This is a genomic window from Candidatus Tisiphia endosymbiont of Ditula angustiorana (assembly GCF_964026425.1).
Taxonomy (GTDB): Bacteria; Pseudomonadota; Alphaproteobacteria; order Rickettsiales; family Rickettsiaceae; genus Tisiphia.
The window spans coordinates 202,973-226,241 of the sequence record NZ_OZ032143.1 but is presented as its reverse complement, the minus strand read 5'-3'; the positions used below and the strand labels follow the sequence as shown (position 1 = coordinate 226,241).

General features: G+C 34.8%; 23 protein-coding genes, 1 tRNA gene and 2 pseudogenes. 21 read left to right on the top strand and 5 right to left on the bottom strand.

The window, feature by feature from the left end; genetic code table 11:
• Positions 1-275 precede the first annotated feature (275 nt).
• The 12 genes and pseudogenes from AAGD29_RS00915 to AAGD29_RS10190 all read left to right on the top strand — a co-directional run.
• A complete protein-coding gene (locus AAGD29_RS00915) occupies positions 276-995 on the top strand; it encodes a virB8 family protein (RefSeq protein ID WP_341758159.1) in 720 nt (239 codons plus the stop codon).
• Positions 996-1,056: 61 nt separating this feature from the next.
• Positions 1,057-1,434: a TrbG/VirB9 family P-type conjugative transfer protein gene (locus AAGD29_RS00910; protein WP_410521219.1), complete on the top strand. Its 378-nt coding sequence runs from the start codon at positions 1,057-1,059 to the stop codon at positions 1,432-1,434.
• Between the two features lie 201 nt (positions 1,435-1,635).
• Positions 1,636-3,093: a TrbI/VirB10 family protein gene (locus tag AAGD29_RS00905; protein WP_341758158.1), complete on the top strand. Its 1,458-nt coding sequence runs from the start codon at positions 1,636-1,638 to the stop codon at positions 3,091-3,093.
• Positions 3,090-4,082 (top strand): P-type DNA transfer ATPase VirB11, encoded by a 993-nt coding sequence (gene virB11, locus AAGD29_RS00900; protein ID WP_341758157.1) that lies wholly within the window; start codon positions 3,090-3,092, stop codon positions 4,080-4,082. The genes AAGD29_RS00905 and virB11 overlap by 4 nt, the downstream gene beginning before the upstream one ends.
• A gap of 2 nt (positions 4,083-4,084) precedes the next feature.
• The gene (locus tag AAGD29_RS00895) at positions 4,085-5,854 is read left to right on the top strand and encodes a type IV secretory system conjugative DNA transfer family protein (RefSeq protein WP_341758806.1); all 1,770 of its coding nucleotides are present in this window, start codon (positions 4,085-4,087) and stop codon (positions 5,852-5,854) included.
• 30 nt (positions 5,855-5,884) lie between these two features.
• A complete protein-coding gene (locus AAGD29_RS00890; protein ID WP_341758156.1) occupies positions 5,885-7,318 on the top strand; it encodes a Ppx/GppA family phosphatase in 1,434 nt (477 codons plus the stop codon).
• A gap of 615 nt (positions 7,319-7,933) precedes the next feature.
• Positions 7,934-8,338: a preprotein translocase subunit YajC gene (yajC, locus tag AAGD29_RS00885; protein WP_341758155.1), complete on the top strand. Its 405-nt coding sequence runs from the start codon at positions 7,934-7,936 to the stop codon at positions 8,336-8,338.
• Between the two features lie 3 nt (positions 8,339-8,341).
• On the top strand, positions 8,342-9,895 hold the full coding sequence (secD, locus tag AAGD29_RS00880) for a protein translocase subunit SecD (protein ID WP_341758154.1): 1,554 nt from the start codon (positions 8,342-8,344) through the stop codon (positions 9,893-9,895).
• A 42-nt stretch (positions 9,896-9,937) separates the two neighbouring features.
• Complete coding sequence (locus AAGD29_RS00875) at positions 9,938-10,150, top strand: hypothetical protein (RefSeq protein WP_341758153.1); 213 nt, start codon at positions 9,938-9,940, stop codon at positions 10,148-10,150.
• Positions 10,151-10,209: 59 nt separating this feature from the next.
• Positions 10,210-10,488 (top strand): annotated as a pseudogene (locus tag AAGD29_RS00870) (transposase); the annotation flags it as partial.
• A 51-nt stretch (positions 10,489-10,539) separates the two neighbouring features.
• Positions 10,540-11,580, top strand: a complete 1,041-nt coding sequence (locus tag AAGD29_RS00865) for an IS630 family transposase (RefSeq protein WP_341758152.1) — start codon at positions 10,540-10,542, stop codon at positions 11,578-11,580.
• 82 nt (positions 11,581-11,662) lie between these two features.
• Positions 11,663-11,767, top strand: a pseudogene (locus AAGD29_RS10190) (IS5/IS1182 family transposase); the annotation flags it as partial.
• 38 nt (positions 11,768-11,805) lie between these two features.
• On the opposite strand, the gene AAGD29_RS00855 reads toward AAGD29_RS10190, so the two are convergent.
• Together AAGD29_RS00855 and ltrA are read right to left on the bottom strand one after the other, a co-directional pair.
• Positions 11,806-13,257 carry an IS4 family transposase gene (locus tag AAGD29_RS00855; protein ID WP_341757292.1) on the bottom strand — a complete coding sequence of 484 codons (1,452 nt, stop codon included), beginning with the start codon at positions 13,255-13,257 and terminating at the stop codon, positions 11,806-11,808.
• Between the two features lie 120 nt (positions 13,258-13,377).
• The gene (gene ltrA / locus AAGD29_RS00850; protein ID WP_341757463.1) at positions 13,378-14,622 is read right to left on the bottom strand and encodes a group II intron reverse transcriptase/maturase; all 1,245 of its coding nucleotides are present in this window, start codon (positions 14,620-14,622) and stop codon (positions 13,378-13,380) included.
• Between the two features lie 438 nt (positions 14,623-15,060).
• On the opposite strand from ltrA, the gene AAGD29_RS00845 reads away from it, so the two are divergent.
• Positions 15,061-15,456: a transposase gene (locus AAGD29_RS00845; RefSeq protein WP_410521159.1), complete on the top strand. Its 396-nt coding sequence runs from the start codon at positions 15,061-15,063 to the stop codon at positions 15,454-15,456.
• Between the two features lie 123 nt (positions 15,457-15,579).
• Positions 15,580-16,779, top strand: a complete 1,200-nt coding sequence (locus tag AAGD29_RS00840) for a hypothetical protein (protein ID WP_341758150.1) — start codon at positions 15,580-15,582, stop codon at positions 16,777-16,779.
• Here AAGD29_RS00840 and AAGD29_RS00835 read toward each other — a convergent pair.
• Complete coding sequence (locus tag AAGD29_RS00835; RefSeq protein WP_341758149.1) at positions 16,768-17,274, bottom strand: DNA-3-methyladenine glycosylase; 507 nt, start codon at positions 17,272-17,274, stop codon at positions 16,768-16,770. The genes AAGD29_RS00840 and AAGD29_RS00835 overlap by 12 nt on opposite strands.
• A gap of 153 nt (positions 17,275-17,427) precedes the next feature.
• Between AAGD29_RS00835 and AAGD29_RS00830 the strand changes: the two genes are divergently transcribed.
• From AAGD29_RS00830 to AAGD29_RS00810, 5 genes are all read left to right on the top strand, one after another.
• Positions 17,428-17,631, top strand: a complete 204-nt coding sequence (locus AAGD29_RS00830; RefSeq protein ID WP_341758148.1) for a hypothetical protein — start codon at positions 17,428-17,430, stop codon at positions 17,629-17,631.
• An 80-nt stretch (positions 17,632-17,711) separates the two neighbouring features.
• Positions 17,712-17,786 (top strand) — tRNA-Ala (locus AAGD29_RS00825).
• A 234-nt stretch (positions 17,787-18,020) separates the two neighbouring features.
• A protein-coding gene (locus AAGD29_RS00820; RefSeq protein ID WP_341757317.1) for an IS5 family transposase occupies positions 18,021-18,784 on the top strand; the annotation gives its coding sequence in 2 pieces (ribosomal slippage) (positions 18,021-18,353 and positions 18,356-18,784; 762 coding nt in all).
• Positions 18,785-18,986: 202 nt separating this feature from the next.
• The gene (locus tag AAGD29_RS00815; protein ID WP_341758147.1) at positions 18,987-19,412 is read left to right on the top strand and encodes a helix-turn-helix domain-containing protein; all 426 of its coding nucleotides are present in this window, start codon (positions 18,987-18,989) and stop codon (positions 19,410-19,412) included.
• Positions 19,413-19,444: 32 nt separating this feature from the next.
• A complete protein-coding gene (locus tag AAGD29_RS00810; RefSeq protein WP_341758146.1) occupies positions 19,445-19,987 on the top strand; it encodes an IS630 family transposase in 543 nt (180 codons plus the stop codon).
• 114 nt (positions 19,988-20,101) lie between these two features.
• Here the strand turns inward: AAGD29_RS00810 and AAGD29_RS00805 are convergent, their stop codons facing one another.
• Complete coding sequence (locus AAGD29_RS00805) at positions 20,102-20,275, bottom strand: hypothetical protein (protein WP_341758145.1); 174 nt, start codon at positions 20,273-20,275, stop codon at positions 20,102-20,104.
• Positions 20,276-20,717: 442 nt separating this feature from the next.
• Positions 20,718-21,023, bottom strand: coding sequence for a DUF1828 domain-containing protein (locus AAGD29_RS00800; RefSeq protein ID WP_341758144.1), 306 nt, complete (start codon positions 21,021-21,023; stop codon positions 20,718-20,720).
• Between the two features lie 287 nt (positions 21,024-21,310).
• Here AAGD29_RS00800 and AAGD29_RS00795 point away from each other — a divergent pair, with 287 nt between their 5' ends.
• Positions 21,311-21,844: a hypothetical protein gene (locus AAGD29_RS00795; RefSeq protein WP_341758143.1), complete on the top strand. Its 534-nt coding sequence runs from the start codon at positions 21,311-21,313 to the stop codon at positions 21,842-21,844.
• A gap of 140 nt (positions 21,845-21,984) precedes the next feature.
• Entirely contained in the window at positions 21,985-23,265 is a 1,281-nt protein-coding gene (locus AAGD29_RS00790; protein ID WP_341758142.1) for a hypothetical protein, read from the top strand.
• Positions 23,266-23,269 lie beyond the last annotated feature (4 nt).

Here is a 23,269-nt window from a genome sequence, read left to right as displayed (position 1 = left end):
GCCCACCTGATTGTTAAAATATAACACTCCATTCAATATACCCCAATTCGGGATAAGAATTAATAATTCTTATATCGGACTGAGGTTAAGTAATATTTTTGAATTATAACAAATAACCTATTAGTGTAGCTCGAAATTAGTGTATACTGCAAAAATATTGAGAATTGATGAATTATATTGTCAATGTTTTTGTTATGAAATAAGTTATGATCATAATGTTTGAATTAATTTATTCACTAACTTGTCTTAGGTTTTACAAGTAGTGGGGATGTATAATGTTTAAGTTAGCTAATATATTAAATATACTAAAATCACCTTCTAATGCGGTAGAGGATCAAAGTGTTCAGTCTAATAACTTTGTTAAAGTTACTAGGAATTGGTACGAAGAAAGATCTGATAGGTTAATTGTACAACGTAATATCTTGTTGGTATTATCTATATTACTAATAATACTTATAATGGCATCTATAGCAGCGGTAACTATAGTGGTAAATTCAAGAGAGTTTAGTCCTTTTGTTATCCAAATTGATGATAGTACGGGGATGGCAACGATTGTAAATCCAATATCTTCGGAGATACTAAACGGTGATGAGGCACTTTCAAGGTATTTTATTAAAAAATACCTCATAGCTAGAGAAACATATAATCCTGTTGATTTTGATACTGAAGCAAGGAAAAGCGTTAGATTATTATCTTCAAGTTCAGTATATTATAACTATCTCGGATATATACAAAATAAAAAGGTAAATCCAGTTTTAATGTATGGTCAAAACAACACAACTTTTTTAATAATTAAATCTTGGTCAGGAGTAGAAAAAAATAAATATATGGTTAGGTTCTCTATTAATGAAACAGCAGGCAATAAAACGGTTTTCAATAAAATAGCTGTGGTAAGTTACGCATATATTCCAATGGAATTAACAGATGCAGATCGAGATATTAACCCAGTAGGTTTTCAAGTTAATGATTATAGGGTAGATGATGATAATAGTTAGACTTCTTTTCATAGCGGCAATATTAGTACATTCGGTTATTGCCAACGCTTGTGCAGGTAATATGCATATAGATAATGATATAGATGATCTAGCCATAACTACTGATAACAGAATTAAAACTTATATACATAATCCTAATGAAGTTTACTTATTAGTTCTGCATTTTGGTTTTCAGTCAAGTATAGAATTCGCCAAAAATGAGGAGATCCAAAATATTGTTCTAGGAGAATCCTACGCTTGGAAAATGACTCCGTTGGCAAATAGATTATTCATTAAGCCATTGGAAAAAAACATTAGAACAAATATGACTATCATAACTAATAAAAGGACTTACCAATTCGATGTTGTGTCCAAAGAATTAGAAGAAGGACGTGAAAAAGACTTGGTGTATGTAGTTAGGTTCTATTATCCTAAAAAAAGGTTTAGTACTTCACAATAATACCCCAATTCGGGATAAGAATTAGTTAATTCTTATCCCGAATTGGCTTTAATATAAGGAAAAATGCATTCTTAAAGCGGCTAACGCGAATGCATTTTAAACCTTTCTAAAGCTAAAAATATTAATTTAACAATCAGATGCAGAGCCGTCTCAAATCTGATTGTTTCTATAATTTCGCGTAATAATGATATTAATTTAACTATGGCAAAGCAAAATAATACCTCTTCTCAAATCAGTACACAGAGTGCAGAGGAACAAGATATACCAGAAGTTCAAAATGAACTATCAAAAGTTGCCACTAATCCTAAGCAAAGCATTCTGATTCTACTTGTCATTTCTGCTGTCTTTATATTTATTTTTTTTAAACTTTTTATTACTGATAATAAACCAGCTGAGGTGGTAGCTCCATCAGCACCTACTGATATTACTAAACCGACACAAGATAATTCTCAAAATCTACCAGAGATTCCAAAATTACCAGAAGCACCTAAACTCGAAACACCTGTGGAGCTTCCACCGCCTCCACCACCACCTCCCCCTAAGGTTGCTGATGTACCAAAGCTTCCTTTACCTACTGCTCCAGTAGATAATAATAGTGCTGACAAAGTTTCTCTTCCTTCCGTTGTATCATCACCCCTTCCTGGAGGAGCTGAAAGTGACGAGGAAAAGAAACGCCGTGAAGCAAAGAGAAAATCTTCTATAGTATTAATTGCAGGAGTTCCAGAGAAAAAAACACCAAGTCAAATTGCCGAAGAAGCAAATTTTCAAGATCGTGGAGATATGGCATTTGTTCTTGGTCGTGGTAAGATAATTGAAGCGGTACTAGAGACTGCTATTAATAGTGATTTAGGTGGGGAAGTAAGGGCAATAATTAGCAGAGATGTATTTTCTGAAAGGGAGAAGATTATTTTAGTTCCTAAAGGATCAAAGATTTTTGGTACTTATACAACTGGTATTAATGGAGCGTATGGTCGAATTGCAATAATATGGAATCGTATTGATCTGTCAAACGGTTATACCATTACCTTAGATGCTGTAGCTGTTGATAATCTTGGAAGGAAAGGTGAGCAAGGAAGAGTAGATAATAAATATAGAGAACGATTAACCAATGCTGTATTATTATCGGCATTTAATATTGGACTTGCCAATGCCCTTGACAAAGTGGTAGCTCCTCCAGTTAATTCACAAGCTGCTGCCGCTAATACTGCTGCCGCTACTAATATACAAAATTTAGCACAAAGTATTAATAATGGTCCTGGTACTGAGGATGTTAAAATTTCACAGATCTGTTCTGCTGTCATGAACGCCATTCCCGATAAGACCTCAACAGCCTATACTGCCATGATGCAGGCTTGTAATACTGCACAAAATCCAACTGGATCACAGCCTGGTCAAAGGATTATTGCATTAATGACTGCAGTAACTAATGCAGCAGCTAGTTTGCTAACTAGCACGGCAACTGCTAGCACTCCAACCCAGGCACAAACAGCTTCAAAACAAGCTTTTACTGATATCAGTGATACTATGAAAGGTATGATTCAGCAACATGAATTTAACCCAACTATTACCATAGATCAAGGTACGGTAATTAAAATTTATGTCAATAAAGATTATAAATTTCCTCAAGCTGTACTAAGAAAATCAAGATTGATAAAATGAGTGATAATTTTGCTGCATTAGAGACTTTTCTATTACCATTTAAAGAACTGTTCGCAGAAGATGGTGTTAATGAGATCATGGTAAATAAACCAGGAGAAGTATGGATTGAGAAGAAAGGAGATCAGTTTTGTAAATTAGTACCTGAACTTGATTTTGAACATCTTATATCGCTTGGTAGGCTTGTAGCTCAGTCAACTGATCAGACAATTTCTGAGGAGAAACCTTTACTTTCTGCATCCCTACCAAATGGCTATCGTATCCAAATAGTGTTTCCTCCTGCTTGTGAACCAGGCCATGTCGGGTATGCTATCAGGAAAGGTAGTGCAATGAATCTTACATTAGATCAATATGATAAAATGGGAGCTTTTGATTCAACATCTACTGGAGAATTAATTGACGAGAATGCAAAAATCTTAAACAATTATTTAAAAGAAAATAAAATAAAAGAATTTATTCGACATGCTGTAATTTCTAAAAAAAATATTATTATTAGTGGTGGTACATCAACTGGTAAAACAACCTTTACTAACGCTGCTTTAGCAGAAATTCCAGATAGCGAGCGATTAATTACTGTTGAAGATGCTAGGGAGGTAATCTTAGCAAATCACCCTAATAAATTACATCTCCTCGCTTCAAAAGGGGGGCAAGGTCGTGCAAAAGTTACTACTCAGGATTTGATTGAGGCGTGTTTACGTCTAAGACCTGACAGAATTATTGTAGGTGAACTTAGAGGAGCTGAAGCATTTAGTTTCTTACGAGCAATTAATACAGGGCATCCTGGCTCTATATCTACTTTACATGCTGATGCACCAGCAATGGCTATAGAACAACTTAAGCTAATGGTTATGCAAGCTAGTTTAGGCATGCCACCAGATGAAGTGAAAAAATATATATTAGCGGTCGTCGATATTGTGATACAATTAAAACGTGGTAGTGGTGGGAAGAGATATGTCTCAGAAATATATTATAGTAAGAATAGGCAAGACTAATGATGGGATTGGAGAGAATAGTAAACCTTGCCCGTAACCTCTTGGGTCATTTTATAATACATCCTTTGGTAGTATTTTGTACGATATGGATTAGTGGAGTACTAGTTGCATTTACTACTAACGAGATTAGAGCTATAAATGTTGACTTAACAGCCATAGATATAGCTTATAAGTGGGCTTATTGGCTAGTTAGTGTATGGTCTCAATTAACTTTTCAAGCATATAATTACTTAAAAATTAAGTTAATATTATCCCTAACTATGCCGACAATTATAGTTATCATATTTTACTGGAAGAATTTTAAAAGAATAAAGAATTTACAATTTTTTATTCAACCGGAAAAAGTTTATGGTGATGCTAGTTGGGCTACTGAAGATGATGTAGATAAAGCTGGTCTACGTTCAAAACATGGTATGTTGCTTGGTACCAATAGCGGTGGATATTTTGTTGCTGATGGATTTCAGCACGCTTTGCTTTTTGCCCCAACTGGTTCAGGTAAGGGGGTAGGATTTGTAATTCCCAATTTATTATTTTGGGAACACTCTATTATAGTACATGACATTAAGCTAGAAAATCATGGTCTTACAAGTGGCTGGCGGCAGAAACAAGGACAACGAGTATTTGTTTGGGAACCTTCCAATCCTGATGGGATAACTCATTGTTACAATCCTATAGACTGGGTAAGTACCAAACCAGGTCAAATGGTGGATGACGTACAAAAAATCTCAAATCTGATTATGCCTGAAAAAGATTTTTGGAATAATGAAGCACGCAGTTTATTTCTTGGTGTGGTACTATACTTAATCGCTGACCCGACAAAAACTAAATCCTTTGGCGAAGTGGTCAGGACAATGCGTAGTGATGACGTGGTGTACAACTTGGCAGTAGTTCTAGATACTTTAGGCAAGGTAATACATCCTGTGGCCTATATGAATATTGCTGCATTTCTACAAAAAGCAGATAAAGAGCGTTCAGGTGTCATCTCTACAATGAACTCTTCTTTAGAATTATGGGCAAACCCGCTAATCGACTCAGCTACTGCATCATCTGACTTTAATATACTTGAGTTTAAGAAGATTAAAACAACAGTTTATGTTGGTTTAACTCCAGATAATATACAGCGTTTACAAAAATTGATGCAGGTTTTTTACCAGCAAGCTACAGAGTTTTTAAGCCGCAAAATGCCTGATTTAAAAGAAGAACCTTATGGGGTTATGTTCCTGCTTGATGAATTCCCTACTTTAGGCAAAATGGATACATTTAAGGCTGGTATCGCATTTTTCAGGGGATATAGAGTTCGCCTATTCTTGATTATACAAGATACTCAACAGCTCAAAGGAACTTATGAGGATGCTGGAATGAACTCGTTCTTGTCAAATGCTACATATCGTATTACTTTTGCAGCTAATAACTATGAAACAGCTAACCTAATATCACAGCTAGTGGGTAATAAAACAGTTGAACAACGATCTTATAGTAAACCACTATTTTTTGATCTTAATATTTCAACAAGAACTCAGAATGTATCCCAAGTTTCAAGGGCTCTGCTTTTGCCTCAAGAAGTAATTCAATTACCAAAAGATGAACAAATCGTTTTAATTGAATCTTTTCCACCTATTAAATCTTTAAAAATTAAGTATTATGAGGATAAGTTCTTTACAAATAGGTTATTACCGCCTACATTTGTTCCAACTCAAAAACCTTATGATCCTAATAAAAATAATGTAGATGAGGAGAAAGAAAATACAGATTCTACTACTAAAGAAGATTAATTTTTTAAGTAAGAAATAAGATAAACCTCTATGCGTTCAGCCATTATTGATATTGGCTATAATGCCATAAGAGCTGTAGTTTATGAATGTGATAGACTTGGAGCCCCAGAAATTTTCAATGATAAATTTAAAAGTGATGTTATCAATTTACTTAATCTAGATGACCTAGAAGTAAAGCATCAAGCATATCTGTCACTACAATATTTTGTACATATTTTTGATAGGTTATCAGTAACAGATGTTAAATGCGTTGCTACTGCTGTACTTAGAGGTCATCCAAGAGCTGAAGAATTTAGAGAAATAGTTAAAAGAAAATTTAATATTAATATTGAAATTATTTCTGGTGATCGCGAGGCCTATCTTACAGCTGCCGGATTAATTTCTGGTATCAATGATGCTTGTGGTATAGCAGCAGACCTAGGTGGAGGCAGTCTTGAGCTTGTCCAAATCAAAGACAGAAAAGTGGGTATCTTAAAGTCTCTACCTTTAGGCACTAGCCTAATCACTAATAATCATTTTGATGATATTAATATAATTAGCCAAATAATCAACAAAGAGTTTGGAGAAGTATACTCAAATCATTCGGGTATACAACAATGTCAACAAGAGTATCATTGTCCAAACTTATACTTAATAGGAGGAGCTTTAAGGCTAATTGGACGTTCTTACATGGAGTTTGTTCATTATCCTCTTAAGAACTTACATAACCTTGAAATAAATCGTAGAGAATTTGAACTATATCTCGAAAAATTGGCTCATGCTCATAGTATGAGAACACAATATAAATCAAGAATTCATTCTAACGCAATTTTGGTGGCAAAATCTATGCTAAATGTTTTTTTACCTGAAAAGGTAATAATTTCAAATTATGGTTTAAAAGAAGGTGTTAGATTTACTTGTCTCCCTAAAGAAGAACAGGAGAAAGATATTATTTATGAAAGAATCAAGACATTAGTAAATTTTGATGAAACTACTTGTAATATCAAAAATTATACAGAAGTCATTAAGCCTATCTTAATTCAACCAGATACAACAACAATTAGTATAATTACTTTGGTCATAATGCTTGCACAATATAATAAAAATATCGATAAAACTCTTCGCTCTAATTTTATTGTTGAATTTATTTTAGCTTCAGATATTCCTTTTAGTCATCGTCAAAGGTTGATGCTTAGTATTGCTCTTGCATTGACCTATACAGCAAGAAGTGATACATATATTAATAGATTAGCAAAAAGAATGATTAATTCATACGATTATTGTAACAGCCATATAATAGGTAATTTTATAAAAATTGCTAGGGCAATTGATGGACCAAGATTTCAGTCACCATCTTTTTCTCTTGAGTTAAAAGATAATAGATATATTGAAATTTCTACACTAAATATTTTACCAAAAGCGATGTTTGAAAAAGTGTGCGAACGTCTGAAAGCTATAGGTTTCGCCCGAAAAAATATTTATTGAAATAAAATGATAACAGCCTTATATTGCAAGGGTACAAGCTTTTTTAGAGTACGCGAGCATAGTACCCTACATTTTTCTATAATCGTCATCGCGAGGCATCTTTAGATGCCGTGGCGATCTAGGTAAACAGCGAAGCTGTTTTTTCTAGTACGCTTCGCGTATCCTGGATTGCCGCGTCGTCGCTTTCAGCGACTCCTCGCTAATAGACGATCAGCAGCCATTTTAATAGTGGTTATATAAAAAATGTAGGGTACTATGGTACGCGAGTCCCTCATTGTCAAAAAACAATTCTTCAAAGCAGAAGAATATACAATAACCTCAGTTCGATATAAGAATTATTAATTCTTATATCGAACTGGCTTTGTTATAAGGAAAAATGCACTCTTGAAGCGGCTGACGCGAATGCATTTTAACTTTTTTCATCATTCAATATATGATTTTAATAATTAAAATCATATATTGAATGGAGTGTTATATTTTAACAATCAGGTGGGCAGTCGCTTCAAACCTGATTGTTTCTATATATAACACGAAAGTTCGATGTAACAAGTTACATCGAATTCAGGTTACAATAAATAATACAACTACTTTTACATAATACGTCAGGAGATACATATGTTTATAGAAAATGCCTATGCAGATAACAAAGATACAATATCAATAACAGAAACTGAAGAAGTAGCTCCAGTAGCTGAATCATCATCTACTCAATCAATATTAACAAGCCTTGTACCGATGGTATTAATCTTCGTTGTATTCTATTTTTTTCTAATTAGACCACAAGATAAACGTCGTCGTGAGAAAGAGGCTGTAGTTGGTAGCGTTAAGAAAGGAGAAGAGGTGGTAACTAATAGTGGAATCTTCGGAGTGGTAAGCAAGATTAACGATGCTGACAACACGGTAGATCTTGAAATAGCTGAAAATATACGAATCAAAATTCTAAAATCTTCAATACTTGATATTACAAGTCGTCATAAAACAGAAGTTACTGCAAAAAGTAAAAAAGATAAAGGGAAATAAGCTGTGTATAATATTCCTAAATGGAAAATATTCCTTTCTATTTTATGTACAATAGCAGCCTTTATTTGTGCTTTACCTAATTTTATAACTATAGATTCTAAAATACTGCCAAACCATAAGGTGAATCTTGGTCTTGATTTAAGAGGTGGTGCTCATCTATTGCTAGATGTAGATTTTGATAGTTACTTAAATGATGTAATGGACAGTCTAGCTGACCATTTACGGAAATATTTACGGGAAGATAAAATAGGTTATAAAAATCTTGTTGTTAAAAACAAGGCGGTGCAGTTTGAATTAAGAAACCTAGAAGATTATAAACAGGTCAAAAAGATCTTAGGTAAAGTTGACCGAGAAATTACTGTGGAAAATGATAATACTAATATTAAGTTTAGCTATAGTGATTCGAAGCTTGCTGAATTAAGGTATCAAGTTATTGCCCAATCAATTGAAATAATCAGAATGAGAGTGGATAGCACCGGCACAACAGAACCTAACATACAAAGGCAAGGTGATAAACATATATTACTGCAAGTACCAGGTGAAGAAAATCCACAACAACTCAAAAATATTCTTGGCAAAACTGCAAAACTAACCTTTCATTTAGTAGATGAAACTGCCAACATACAACAAGCATTAAATGGACATTTACCCTCTGGTTCAATTTTAGTGAAAGGGGAAAATGAAAATAAGCAAGAATATTACGTAGTTGTTAAGAAGAAAGTTATTGTTAGTGGTGACCAACTAACAACTGCCCAAGCTTCTTTCAATCAAAATTCTCAACCTGCTGTTGCTTTTTCTTTTAATAATCTTGGTAGTAAATTATTTGCAGAAATAACCAAGAATAATTCTGGCAAGAGGCTTGCTATCGTGCTTGATAACAAATTATTAAGTGCACCAGTAATTAATGAACCAATTCTTGGAGGAAGCGGTATAATTTCAGGTAATTTTACTGTTGAATCAGCAAATGAATTAGCGTTATTACTTAGAGCTGGTTCGCTGCCAGCCCCTTTAAAAATAATAGAGGAAAGAACCGTAGGACCAAATCTTGGAGCAGATTCAATAGAGGCAGGCAAGAAAGCAGGTATGATTGGTTTTGTTAGTGTGGTGATATTCATGATTTGGTCTTACGGAATTCTTGGCATTTTTGCCAATATAGCATTAAGCCTAGCTTTACTTTATATTTTAGCGTTATTGTCACTTTTCCAAGCTACATTAACTCTGCCAGGAATTGCTGGTATAATCCTAACGATTGGTATGGCAGTTGATGCCAATGTACTCATTTATGAAAGGATAAGAGAAGAACTTAAAAAAGGTGCATCTAATCTATATGCCATAAGGATGGGATTTGAATCAGCTTTTGCTACAATCCTTGATTCAAATGTTACAACTTTGATTGCAGCATTTTTACTTTTTATATTTGGAGTTGGAGCTATAAAAGGCTTCGCAGTAACACTAACTATTGGTATAATATCATCTATGTTTTCTGCGATTATTATTACTAAGTTGTTGATTGATATTTGGATTAAGTACCAAAAGCCCAAAAGTCTAGGGTTATAATTACGCTAAGGGATTTACAATATGTTTAAAGTCTTTAAAAAAATGATACTACCTATTATAGCAACAGGAATGGTTACTGGGGTAACATATGAAGGTTATAAACGTTCGTCAGAACCTTCTAAATTTGAGATAGCTGCTAAGAAATTAGGTTTTACTTTCCCAACCCAGCAAGAAGGTCTATTAAAGATTTTTCATCTAGCAGGATATTTAAAACCAGAAAAATTATGGCATGATCTAGGGTGTGTCATCAATTAAGTTGACAGGAGCGTTTATTTGTTGTGTAATAGAGAAAAAATTAAGGATAAATTTTCTCTATGCGTCGATATGCTCTACGTGACGATCAATGGGATCGGATTAAAGATAAGCTACCTGGAAGGGAAGAGTCTGTTGGTGTAACAGCCAAGGATAATCGCCTATTTGTAGAAGCAGTCTTGTATCGATATAGGGCTGGTATACCTTGGAGAGACCTACCTGAACGTTTTGGAGATTTTCGAGTGATTCACCTACGTCATTCAAGGTGGAGCAAGACAGGTGTGTGGAAAAAGGTTTTTGAGATGCTGGCTGAAGATGCTGATAACGAGTATGTACTACTCATAAATGAAGAGTTGCAAAGATAGGAGAGATATTATAAAGTTTAGGACATTATGAGTAAGAATGTATTGACAGAAGAACAAAGAGAAAAGTTGAAGGAACGTCATAAGACAGAACGAGACGGACGCATACGTGATCGTATTAAGGCAGTTTTGATGTATGACGATGGGTATAGTAATGTAGAGATTGCTAAGGTACTACTCTTGAGCCACGAAGCGATAAGAAAACATATTGTTGATTATCAAAAAGCCAATAAGCTTAATACCGACAATGGGGGTAGTGCAAGCAAATTAAGTGATGGTGAGAAGACAGAATTAGTGACTCACCTAGAAGCAAATAATTATGTTTATGCGAAAGATATTATGCATCACATTGAGAACAAATATGGTGTGACATATACGATAACGGGAGTAACAAAATTACTATACAAACTGGGATTTGTTTACAAGAAGCCGAAAATAGTACCGGCTAAGCTGGATTTTGACAAGCAAGAGTTATTTAAGTTAAACTACAGTTTGCTAAAAGGGAATCTCAGAGATAAGGAAGCTATATATTTTATGGATGGTGTTCATCCTCAGTATCAAGCAAGGGCAAGGTGTGCTTGGATAAGAAAGAACCAAGATAAAACCTTACCAACATTCAGTGGCTGGAAAAGAAAGCACATGATTGGTGCTATTAACCTAGCCGATTTGCAGTTAGTAAGTACAGAGAACCCCAAAATAAATGGGGAGCAGATAGTTAATTTTTTACAAAAGTTAGAAGAGGAGAATAGTGACAAGGAGAGAATATATTTAATCTGTGACAATGCTAGTTACCACAAATCCAAGAAAGTCAAGGAATACCTAGTAAATACGAAAATAGAGCTAGTATTTTTGCCACCATATAGTCCAAATCTGAACCCAATTGAGAGATTATGGAAGTTTATGCACCGTATTACAACTAATAATAAATTTTATCATAATTTTGAACAATTTTCGGAAGCAATAAACAAATTTTTTAGCAACATCGGTGATTATAAAGATAGGTTACGTACCTTAATAAACGATAATTTCCAAACTATTACCGTTAACCATTTCTGCAACTCTTCAGGTTAATTGAGTATGCCATGATTGATTCAACCATTGTTAGGACTCATCAACATAGTGCTGGTGCTAAAAAAAAGAGTTAGATGATGACCAAGCAATTGGACGAGGTAAAGGGGGGCTGAGTACTAAAATCCATGCCACATGTGACGCTCTAGGGAATCCAACGGGATTCCATCTTACCCCGGGGTCGAGTAGCCCAAGGTTTGCACTTCAGGCTCTCACAGAACCTTACTATTACCCACAAATATTAGAGTTAGCTAATTGATAACCTTGAACTAGATCAAATAACCGTTGCCATCCTCTCCACAATACAATAGGACCAGGCTCTAGATCATTTTTTCTTGCTAAATACCCACCCAATTTAGCAACCCATATTATAGCATTTTTTATTGTAGGAATTGTATTATTAGGGGGAGCTGCTTTGTGTATCTTTACATACAAAACTCGCCATTCTTCTTCAGCTAATATTACACTACATGGTAGATTAGGATTAGTTCTGCCAATTAAAGTAATAAAAAAAATTCTCCAAGCAATTATGCTCATGATTGTCAAGTATTTTATTAATCTTTCTCCTGTTGCAAGTCTACATTGTTCAACCCTAAATCCAGATTTTAAAATTTTATGAAAAATTTCAATTCTCCATCTTAAACAATACCATCTTACTTTCTCTATAGCTTCTTCAAAATTATTGATAACTATATTGGTTAGTAACATCCATTCTAATGGTGTTGTTCCACTAGGGGGACGACGCTCAATAACATTGATGGCATATACTGGTAAATTTGGCAATGTTTCTGTTTTATGTCTTACATTGTTTACAGGAGGATTCATTATAAATTTTCCAAATCTAACTTCCAAATGTCTAATCCTATTAGCTTTATTTTCTTGACTAGTATCTTTAACTGCTATTTCTCCAGCACACTGGAAACCCGATACTACCTTCCACAAATATTGTCTATCTTTTTTGGAATATTTTGACTTTTTATTTATTTCTCTATCCTGTGCAGCTCTAACTAAAACTTTAGATTTCTGAGCTTGTGCCAATTCAAAAAAATCATATATATCAGCTTCTCTATCACAAACAGTTATAATTTGGGTATTACTATTATTCGTTGCATTAATAGTGTTCTGTAATGCATTAAGCCACTTCATACTTTCTTTATCTTTAATATGTACCGCATTACCATGACTAGTTTTTTTTAACTGTTGTATTTCTTCAGGCACTGCTGGTCTATTGTGAATCTTTTGATCCAACAACCCAAGTGCTAATCCATTGGTAGCAACCGCAAAGGCAGTATGCATTATCAGACCTTTACATTCAATATTTTTAACATTCTTTCCCTCTTTTCTTGATAACACACCCAATCCAGTAGTTTTTTTATGACTAGTATATGTGATATAACTAGTATCTTGTATAACAAGAACTTTATCATGCTCTTTGATTCTTTCTACTGCTTTAGCAATATGGGCTTCTAATATTTTTGATTCCTTAACATTATCGTTTTTAAAAAAACGATATGCTGCTTTTGTTTCTGCCCAATTTCCACATGCTTGATTAATTGAGCTTTCAGGTATATTTGCAAAATTATCAGCTATCTTTATTAACCTATTTGTCAGCCTTTTATCACCCAAAATAGCTCCACTAAATTCCTCGGTCAAATAATTATTTATTATTTCTTGACTCATACTATACCTTTACAATGTAATATTTTAATTGCAAATCAGTATATTATTTTTACTTCTTTTTCACCATTGTTATTTTGTGGGTAATAGTAAGCTCACAGAACCGTACGTAACACTCTCGCGTTATACGGCTCTTCCTTTGGATTCACTTATCATGTACCAATGACAAAATGTGTGAGCTGATTCTGCTTTTAGTTTGCCTAAGTGTTTCCAAGCCTTATTCCATGTTGCATAACTCTCGTACTTCTTCTTAATAAATCGCACTAGATAGTTATTTATCACGTATTCTAGTTTGTATAAATCCGATCTCCTATAATGACCATAATAGTTTATCCATCCTCGAATAACCGGATTCACCCTTTCCGCTATATCTTCTAAGCTACCACTCACACTTACCTTAAGTTGCCACGTCTTCTTTATTTTATCTTTAATCATTTTCATAGCTCCTGTGCCAATTCCAGGCGTATATACAAGTTTACCGTGCCATATTCTTGGCTTAAAATCATACCCCAAAAAGCTAAATTTACGTGGTAAATTATGCTTCCTATGATCATGATCGTTTTTAATTCCTGTGTATACTATCTTGGTCTTTTCTAGGTTCAGCTCTAGCTTATATTGCTTTAGCCTTGCTTGAACTTTCTCTTTAATAAAATATGCTTGCTTCTCACTGCAACAATGAACCACAATATCATCGGCATATCTCTCATACTTTATATTGCTATGTATCTCTTGCATCCAATTATCAAAAGCTTCATGTAAATACAAATTAGCAAGTATCGGACTGACTACCCCACCCTGCGGAGTGCCTTTTTCCCTTGCTATTTCTATATTCCTGCCACTCTCTATTCCTGTCGCTTTCAAGAACCTTTTCGCATATAATACAATAACTTTGTCATCAGTATGTTTTAAAAGCATATCCAGTAATATATCATGATCTATATTGTCAAAGAATCCTTTAATATCAATCTCTACCAACCACTCATGCACAAAACACCTCTCTCTACATACCGTCACAGCATCTATTGCACTTTTACCGGGTCTGTAAGCATACGAGTTTTGGCAAAATTTGTCTTCTAGTATTGATTCTAGTCTATTCTTAACAACTACTTGTGCTATGCGATCACAAACAGTAGGTATCCCAAGTTGGCGATATCCCCCCTTAGCTTTAGGGATATTCACTAAAAGCACAGATTTAGCCATATAGCTTCCTGCTGACATCCTATTCCATATCTTATAGAGTTGATTATCCAAATCTCCTTCAACATCTTCTATAGTGATGCCATCAAAGCCACATGCTCCTCCGCTTTTTCGAACACTCTTCCAAGCATTCATTACTTCATCCTTGCTTACATCATAATGTTTAGTCATATAAGTATCATTTCCTACCTAATTGGTTGTTTGATCTTCTATCACTCCAAAAGTAAAGCCCTTTGCTCCAGTTTGTTTCCAAACCTTCATCGCTACTACAACTTTATCCGCCCCACTCCCATGGAAGAAAAGAGAATAGGAATGGTTCCCAAGTTCTAAGTAATAGCCTAATTCAAGTTCACGCCATCTCTATATCGACTGTCACTAATCCAAAACACACATTACCGATTAGTCCTTATCCTAGCGATGCTTGAGATTCCCTAGTTTTGACAGTATTTACTCAGATTTCGACACCTCATCGATTGGTTCGCTTACGCTCGTCTCCTTGAATCATACGTGACGATCTACATCGCCTTTTCCCCATCCGCTCAACACCATCTCCTTGAAAGAAACAGCACCGTGGGGTCGTTTGAGATCTGCTCGTGCTAGCCGATCTCGGTGGACCTACCACCATCTATTACTAAGCATTCAATAACTTACTACGATGAAGTTATTGATTCTTGGCACACTCAAGCTCATGATTTGCAAGGATCTGATGTTTTGATGAATGAATTGACGAAAGCGGATGCTGTACTTGCTGATAAGGCTTATGATGCCGATGTACGTATGCGAGATAAGCTGAAAGATAAGGGATGTATAGCTGTGATTCCCCCAAAGAAGAATCGTGTGAATCCAGCTAAGTATGATAAGGATCTATATAAAGCTAGGCATTTGATTGAGAACTTTTTTGCAAAATTGAAGCAATATAGAGCTATTGCAACACGATATGACAAAACATCTCAGAACTTTTTGGGTGCTGTTTATATGGCTTCCATGGTAATTTGGCTCAATTGATGACACACCCTAGCATGTTTTGACAAAACTGGTAATCTAGAAAAAATATTTGCTTCAATTTCTAAAAGTTTAATTAAAGCTGGGGCTAATCAAGATACTCCTGAGCGATTCGATGCTAAATTATTGCGTAAAAATTTATTTAAAGCTACTAATGAACTAAACATACGAGATGTTGAAGATTGGTTACTATACGTTGCTCAGAATGCATTTAATCGTAAGGTTGGTCAGGAGCGTAACGAATTAACCAGTGAAGATTGGATGACTAAATATGCATCTCAACATATTGAAGCTGCTAGACAATTAGGACTTATTGATGAAATATCGCCTCAGCATCAAGAATATACTGAAAGCTGGATTGCTGGAGCCTCTAGAATTGGCTTATTGGCACGGATAATTTACTATAATAAAATAATAGAACAGATTAAAGTTAATGGATCAGTGTTAGTATTGACCGGAGCAAGACCATTATGGGCTAATATTGATGGCATTAACCCTGAAACATACGCCAAGTTGCTAAAAATATGGCAAGATAAGGGAGATATTAATAAATTAGATGCTTCTTTATTAGTTGGAGAAGATTTGGCTCGCACAGAGGAAGGGAAGACATATCTTGAATCACTTGCTAAAAGTTATAATATTGCCTTAGATATAACACAGCCTTTCATTAAATATACAACAAAAGAAGAATGTCCAAAAGGTCTTTTTCCTGGAAGAGTATATCCTAATTATGCGAGTACAGACCCAAAAATACTCACAGAAAGCCTGATGAGTGAGGATTTATTAAATAACTTCCTTAATAAAGACCAGAGAATTTCTGCTGAAGTAATAAATACCGAACTAGGTGATAATAACACACGACCTAATACGGCTACTACTGCTCGTGATGCTGCAGCTACTCTAGTTAATAAGATTTTAAAAGGGACTCTTGGTGAACACAAAGATTATATCATTCTATTTGTTAGTAATAATCCTTATATTCAACGTCAAGCAATTGCTACTCAAAGAGAAGTTGATAAAATATTACAAGAATATGGATTAGATAAAAAAGGTTATCATATTAAAATCGAAGGAGTAGGTTTTAGTTCCAAACAGGATGTCCCAACTATTCATTCTGAACTGGCATGCTTGATAGCAGAGTTATGGAAAAGTCAAAATCTACTAAGCCCTAATGAAGCTGGGCATTCTATTGAACAATTATTGTTTCAAACTCGTAAAGACCCTGAACTAATACCTCCAATGCTAGAAATCAAAGAAGAGGATGTAGGGATAATTGGAAAAGTAGTTGAAGGGGTTCAGGATATGTTTGATCGATTAGAGTACTAAATAACGCCAAAGTCTGTCTGTACCTTTGCTAATACCAATCCTAGGAGTACTAATAAATTTAGGGGTATTACCTACATCAATAATACAAAAAGACTTATTACTAGTTACATCTTGACCATTTTGGGTTTTATTAATTCCAAGAGTACGACATAATTTACCAGGTCCATCAAGTAAAACTTGTAAAGGGCTATATTGATACACTCCCCTAATTAATACAGCAGCTGGAAATCCCTGTTTTTCTGTTACTATATTTAAACAATAATACATACCATAAATCAAATATACATATGCATGACCTGCAGAACCATACATAATCTTTGTACGGGGCGTTATGCCCTTTGCTGCATGACAAGCAGGGTCATCTTCTCCAACATAAGCTTCTGTTTCAATAATTCGTGCTTCTATATTACCAAAACACAAAACCTTTCCAAGTAACTCTTGTGAGACAATAAGCGTATTTCTTTCATAAAATGTTTTTAGAAGTATTTTAAACATCTTAGTGGTTTAATAAAATATGATATAATTGTAGTGATACACTATAATTCACTATTACATCATTTCACAGCTTTTTCTTGACAAATATTAAAGGTGAGATATTTTGTACTTAGGTTTGTATATTATAGAAAAATATTTGAGATTATTACATATATGTCAAAAGCTAAAACAGCGTCTAAAAATAACCCAACCTCTAGAGAACAGGCAAAGGAGTATTTTCATAATGGACAAAAAATTAGGCCTGTAAAACTTATATCAGGTAAATCTTCTTTTTTAGCAGCAGAATATGATGTATCAGGAGATTTGGTAGTTGGATCTGATGGCAAGGCATTACCTTGGGACAGAACAAAAATTTAGCCTAAATATTAAGTTTTCAAACAAGTTTGTTGACCTTGCCTGTAAAAAGGTATATAAGCTACCTATCATTAATACGGTTTGGGGATGTAGCTCAGGGGTAGAGCATCTGCTTTGCACGCAGAGGGTCGGGGGTTCGATTCCCTTCGTCTCCACCATTCCTTTTATCAACATTTCGGTTAGAAGCCTGATACTCATAATATTTCCTCCGGTTAATTAGACTAAATTAAAAAATAGTTAATTGTTTCTATCATCGATAATGAGCTGAATCAACTTGAAATTGACTTACCATTTTGAAAACAATTGCCCGCTCTAGGGTGTGTCATCAATTAAGTTGACAGGAGCGTTTATTTGTTGTGTAATAGAGAAAAAATTAAGGATAAATTTTCTCTATGCGTCGATATGCTCTACGTGACGATCAATGGGATCGGATTAAAGATAAGCTACCTGGAAGGGAAGAGTCTGTTGGTGTAACAGCCAAGGATAATCGCCTATTTGTAGAAGCAGTCTTGTATCGATATAGGGCTGGTATACCTTGGAGAGACCTACCTGAACGTTTTGGAGATTTTCGAGTGATTCACCTACGTCATTCAAGGTGGAGCAAGACAGGTGTGTGGAAAAAGGTTTTTGAGATGCTGGCTGAAGATGCTGATAACGAGTATGCCATGATTGATTCAACCATTGTTAGGGCTCATCAACATAGTGCCGGTGCTAAAAAAAAGAGTTAGATGATGACCAAGCAATTGGACGAGGTAAAGGGGGGCTGAGTACTAAAATCCATGCCACATGTGACGCTCTAGGGAATCCAACGGGATTCCATCTTACCCCGGGTCAAGCTCATGATTTGCAAGGATCTGATGTTTTGATGAATGAATTGACGAAAGCGGATGCTGTACTTGCTGATAAGGCTTATGATGCCGATGTACGTATGCGAGATAAGCTGAAAGATAAGGGATGTATAGCTGTGATTCCCCCAAAGAAGAATCGTGTGAATCCAGCTAAGTATGATAAGGATCTATATAAAGCTAGGCATTTGATTGAGAACTTTTTTGCAAAATTGAAGCAATATAGAGCTATTGCAACACGATATGACAAAACATCTCAGAACTTTTTGGGTGCTGTTTATATGGCTTCCATGGTAATTTGGCTCAATTGATGACACACCCTAGCTTTAATTACTAAAAATATAATTCAAGTTGTCAAAATACCACTTTAAAATATTTCCTCATTTTGGTTTCCATTATTATAAATTAATTCTTGAAAACTATTTTTATCAGCGGTAATTATTTGATTATGACTAGTATACTGCTCGTAAATGAAGAGTTGAAGGAAGAGAAGAAAGAAGCTAGAATATGATTATGGGAAATATTTTAATATCTGAACAAAGAATGGCACTGAAGTCACGTCATGGTAATGAACGAGATAGGAGAGTATGTGACCGAATTAAGGCAGTTTTGCTGTATGATAAAGGTTGGAGCTATGGAGAAATAGCAGAAGCATTGCTGTTAAGTGAAGAAGCTATAAGAAAGCATGTCAGAGATTATCAAAAATTTAATAAATTAGAGACAGCTAACGGTGGTAGTGCAAGTAAGCTAAGTGAGCTAGAAGAGAAAGAGTTAATAGAGCATTTAGAAATATGTAATTATGTTTATGCCAAAGATATCAGCAATTACATAGAAGAAAAATACGGTGTTAGCTATACAATAGCAGGAGTAACAAAGCTATTAAGGAGATTAGGCTTTGTATATAAAAAGCCAAAATCGTACCCGGCAAGCTTGATGTAGATAAGCAAGAACTATTTAAGCTAGAATATAGTTTGTTAAAAGGTAATCTCAAGGCTAAAGAAGCTATATATTTTATGGATAGCGTTCATCCTCAGTATCAAACAAAAGCCCGTTATGGTTGGATCAGAAAGAATCAAAATAAAACTTTACCAACATTTAGTGGCTGGAAAAGGAAGCATTTAATAGGAGCAATTAATTTATCTGATTTACAATTAGTTAGCACAGATAATCCTAAAGTAAACGGTGATTATATAATCAATTTTCTACAAAAATTAGAAGCAGAAAATCCTAATAAAGAGAAGATATATGATAATGCCGGGTATCATAAGTCAAAGAAAGTAAAGGAGTATCTAGTAAATAGCAAAATAGAATTAGTATTTTTACCCTATAGCCCTAATCTTAATCCGATTGAACGATTATGGAAATTTATGCATAGAATTGTAACAAATAATAAATTTTACCATAATTTTGCTCAATTCTCAGAAGCTATAGATAGATTTTTTGGTAATATTGATAAATACAAAGGTAATTTGCTTACTCTTATAACTGACCAATTTCAGACTATAACTTATTAATCATTTTGCCAACTCTTCAGGTTAATTGAGTATATAACTTTCTTAACGGTATTTTTTGATATATACTCGATGAAAATCAACAATTGCGTTGTTGTTGTCCAAGACCTGCGGTGCTCACGTACTAATGTACGCTGTGCTCCTCGGCTTGGACACTCCTAGCACTTGTTGATTTTGATCTTCGTCTACCAACTCTTCATTTACGAGCAGTATATTAAGCTCTTTGGCAATTGCTTTAATTGCTTTGCCATCAACATGATACATTTTGCGTATTTTTGCAATTGATTCCACGATAAACACTCCCTAAAAACTCCTTAACAAAATATTTAAAATATTAATTTTTTGGAGATATTGTTACTTTTTTAGAGGGGGCATTTTTCGTTACAATCTTTGCTCTAAAGGGGTCAAAACCTGATTACAATTTACCCCAATTCAGGATAAGAATTAACTAATTCTTATCCCGAATTGGCTTTAATATATGTAAATAGCATAAGGAACTAGGAACATTTAGAAATCTTGAGAGTAACGCGGGCTATAAAGGGTTGGTCTTTTGACTGAGTACCAAAAGACCTTACCCTAAATTGATTGTTGATAGCTATTTTGGCAAGATTTTGTACGATTTTTGTCAGTTTTTTTCATTTTTTGGCAGAAAACGCCCGCGAAATCAGTAGGGGGACTGTGCGGCATAAAATCGGGCATAGGGGGGCGTTTGCAAAAATTTTTTTTAAGGTAATTAATCGTTCGTTATTAAAAAATTATTAACTGCTAGAATTGCTTGAATAAGATTATGTTTATTTAAGGCAAAATTGTGCTGATTGGTTTTAACAAACATTTCATTATTATTTTTATGTACACCAAAACCATTAAGAGTCGTTTCTAGAAATCTTTGCCATTTAACAGAATCAGGCAAACTACTGAATTGGCTTAAATCATCGATAGTCCAACCATCATCAGTGAGAATATAACTATCTCCTTGTTGCTTTAAATAAATTTGGATGTAGTCATTATGGCAGTCAAGATAAGGGGTAGTTATCTCCACCTAATCTTTTAATTGTTTCCATGTTGTTTTCTCTTCTAGCCACTGATGGTAACTTACCAAAAGATGTTCTATATTGCTAACCATACACAAATTTGAAGCCATGAGAATAATTATCAATAATGTTCAACATATAAAAAAAATCCAGCAAAAATTTAATAACAATAGAAAATAACTTACTGACAAGAATTATAATATAAAACATCACTGGAAAAAGAGATAGAAAAGTGCTATAATGAACGCAACTAATAAGACTTAAGAAAATAAAAAGAATTTTCAAAGAGTGGTAGATGACTAAGAATTATGGGTTGTTCAATAAATATTTAGAGAAACTATCGAATGAGACAATAAGCAAATTTGGTTCGCAGGAAAATGTTATACTATTCTTACAGGCTTTATGCGAAAGCGGAAACAGCCTTTCTGCTGCTAAAAATAGTGCAGTTTTGCCTTTGCAGTTGCCCTTGATCATTCACAAAGACAAATATTTAAACAAATGTGTGAAATTAGCCTTGCAATATGCGGTCGATAAAGCAGAAGGGGTTTTGTATGACAGGGCTATTAATGGCTATGAGGACATCACCTATAACAAAGATAATCAACCAATTGCTACTAAGAGAAAATATTGCTCTAAGTCTTTGCTGGAATATCTTAAAGCTAATTCGGAGAAATATCAAACTAGAAAAAATGATGATAGGAGTAATAGGAAAAGTGCTAATAATGCTGAGCAGAAAGCAAGAGATAAGGAAATGGCAAGGATGATTGATGTAAGTAACTTTGGAGTAGAGTCTTACGGAGCAGAGAGTAGCAGTAGTGAAGAAAAGTAATATTAAGGCTGGGAGAAACATTAGCAAAACTGCTACTGCTGAAATTAACTAAAGTTACCAAAGATATCCCTAGCTCTAAAAGCTTTAAATTCCCAGTAGACTGGTCACCCTACCCATTCCAATTACCTTTGTGGAGGTATTTGTATAGCGGTGGTAAGAAAGCCATAGCTATTTGGCATAGAAGAGCTGGTAAAGATATTATGGGCATTAATTGGATCACTGCTAGTGCTATTCGAGAAGTAGGCATTTATTGGTACGTCTACCCCACTTATAATCAGGCTAAAATGTCAGTGTGGGACGGTATGACTTTGTCGGGTCGTCCCTATATGTCATTTATCCCTGATGGGGTCATTGCTCGAAGTCAGCAATATAAGCAACGGATATTATTTAAAAATGGTTCGGTGATTCAGTTTGTTGGTAGTGATCGTTATGCTACTATTAGGGGTAGCGGTATCAAGGGAGCAGTTATTTCGGAATATTCCTACCATGATCCAAGGGCTATGAGTTGTGTTATCGAACCAATGGTAGTTCGGAATAATGCTTGGCTACTTTACCTGTATACGCCAAGTGATAACCCAAAACTAACACATGGTGAGGAATTATATTTAAAATATCGAGATAATTCCGAGGTATTTTGTCAAATCCAAACTATCGAAGACACTACAGATCATGAGGGAAAGCCCTTAGTCGATAAAAGTAAGCTTGATTCTGTCGATATGACTGATGAGGAAATTCGTCGAGAGTTTTATTGTGATTTTGAAGCCTATCGTTACAAGAGAGCTGATCAAGGTGGTACTTTTGTTGAACAGTTACGACTAGCTGAAAGTCAGGGGCGTATTGGCTATGTACCATATGACCCAGCCTATCAGGTTCATACTTACTGGGATATAGGAATTGTTGATTATACAGTAATTTGGTTTGTCCAAGAGAAACAAGACTACATAGATATTATCGACTTTTACATGAACCGAGGCAAAGATTTAGAGTTTTACTTGAATCATTTAAGAACTAGACCCTATCAATATGGACGTAACGTATTGCCCCATGATATGAGTCGAAGGCAAATGCCAACTTTGGATACAAGATTACAACAAGCTAATGAGGTAGCAGAGAAAGTGGGCTTCTCACCCTTTGCTGTTGGCAGGAAATATTTGCGAGAAGAGATGATAACTAAAGCAAGAAATTTGCTAGGCACGTGCCGAATAGATGCCGAAAAATGTCAACGTGGCATTAACGGACTCTACGAATTTGATGCTACCAAAAGAGGAGTGCATTCTAATTCCTCTAGGGCGACTGATATCACCGAAAGCTTTTGTTATATGTCTATGGACGTTAAAACTGGTAATGAACAGCAGCAGTCCCAATATGATATAGTGCAACATCGTAAAGTAATGAATGATTATAATGCGTTGGAAAGATGATGGA

Coding starts and splice junctions, on each gene's coding strand:
- AAGD29_RS00910 (WP_410521219.1), top strand. CDS start 1,057: ATGCATATAGATAATGATATAGATGATCTAGCCATAACTACTGATAAC.
- AAGD29_RS00890 (WP_341758156.1), top strand. CDS start 5,885: ATGCGTTCAGCCATTATTGATATTGGCTATAATGCCATAAGAGCTGTA.
- AAGD29_RS00875 (WP_341758153.1), top strand. CDS start 9,938: ATGATACTACCTATTATAGCAACAGGAATGGTTACTGGGGTAACATAT.
- yajC (WP_341758155.1), top strand. CDS start 7,934: ATGTTTATAGAAAATGCCTATGCAGATAACAAAGATACAATATCAATA.
- AAGD29_RS00895 (WP_341758806.1), top strand. CDS start 4,085: ATGGGATTGGAGAGAATAGTAAACCTTGCCCGTAACCTCTTGGGTCAT.
- AAGD29_RS00795 (WP_341758143.1), top strand. CDS start 21,311: ATGACTAAGAATTATGGGTTGTTCAATAAATATTTAGAGAAACTATCG.
- AAGD29_RS00830 (WP_341758148.1), top strand. CDS start 17,428: ATGTCAAAAGCTAAAACAGCGTCTAAAAATAACCCAACCTCTAGAGAA.
- AAGD29_RS00835 (WP_341758149.1), bottom strand. CDS start 17,274: ATGTTTAAAATACTTCTAAAAACATTTTATGAAAGAAATACGCTTATT.
- AAGD29_RS00815 (WP_341758147.1), top strand. CDS start 18,987: ATGGGAAATATTTTAATATCTGAACAAAGAATGGCACTGAAGTCACGT.
- virB11 (WP_341758157.1), top strand. CDS start 3,090: ATGAGTGATAATTTTGCTGCATTAGAGACTTTTCTATTACCATTTAAA.
- AAGD29_RS00865 (WP_341758152.1), top strand. CDS start 10,540: ATGAGTAAGAATGTATTGACAGAAGAACAAAGAGAAAAGTTGAAGGAA.
- AAGD29_RS00905 (WP_341758158.1), top strand. CDS start 1,636: ATGGCAAAGCAAAATAATACCTCTTCTCAAATCAGTACACAGAGTGCA.
- AAGD29_RS00855 (WP_341757292.1), bottom strand. CDS start 13,257: ATGAGTCAAGAAATAATAAATAATTATTTGACCGAGGAATTTAGTGGA.
- AAGD29_RS00915 (WP_341758159.1), top strand. CDS start 276: ATGTTTAAGTTAGCTAATATATTAAATATACTAAAATCACCTTCTAAT.
- ltrA (WP_341757463.1), bottom strand. CDS start 14,622: ATGACTAAACATTATGATGTAAGCAAGGATGAAGTAATGAATGCTTGG.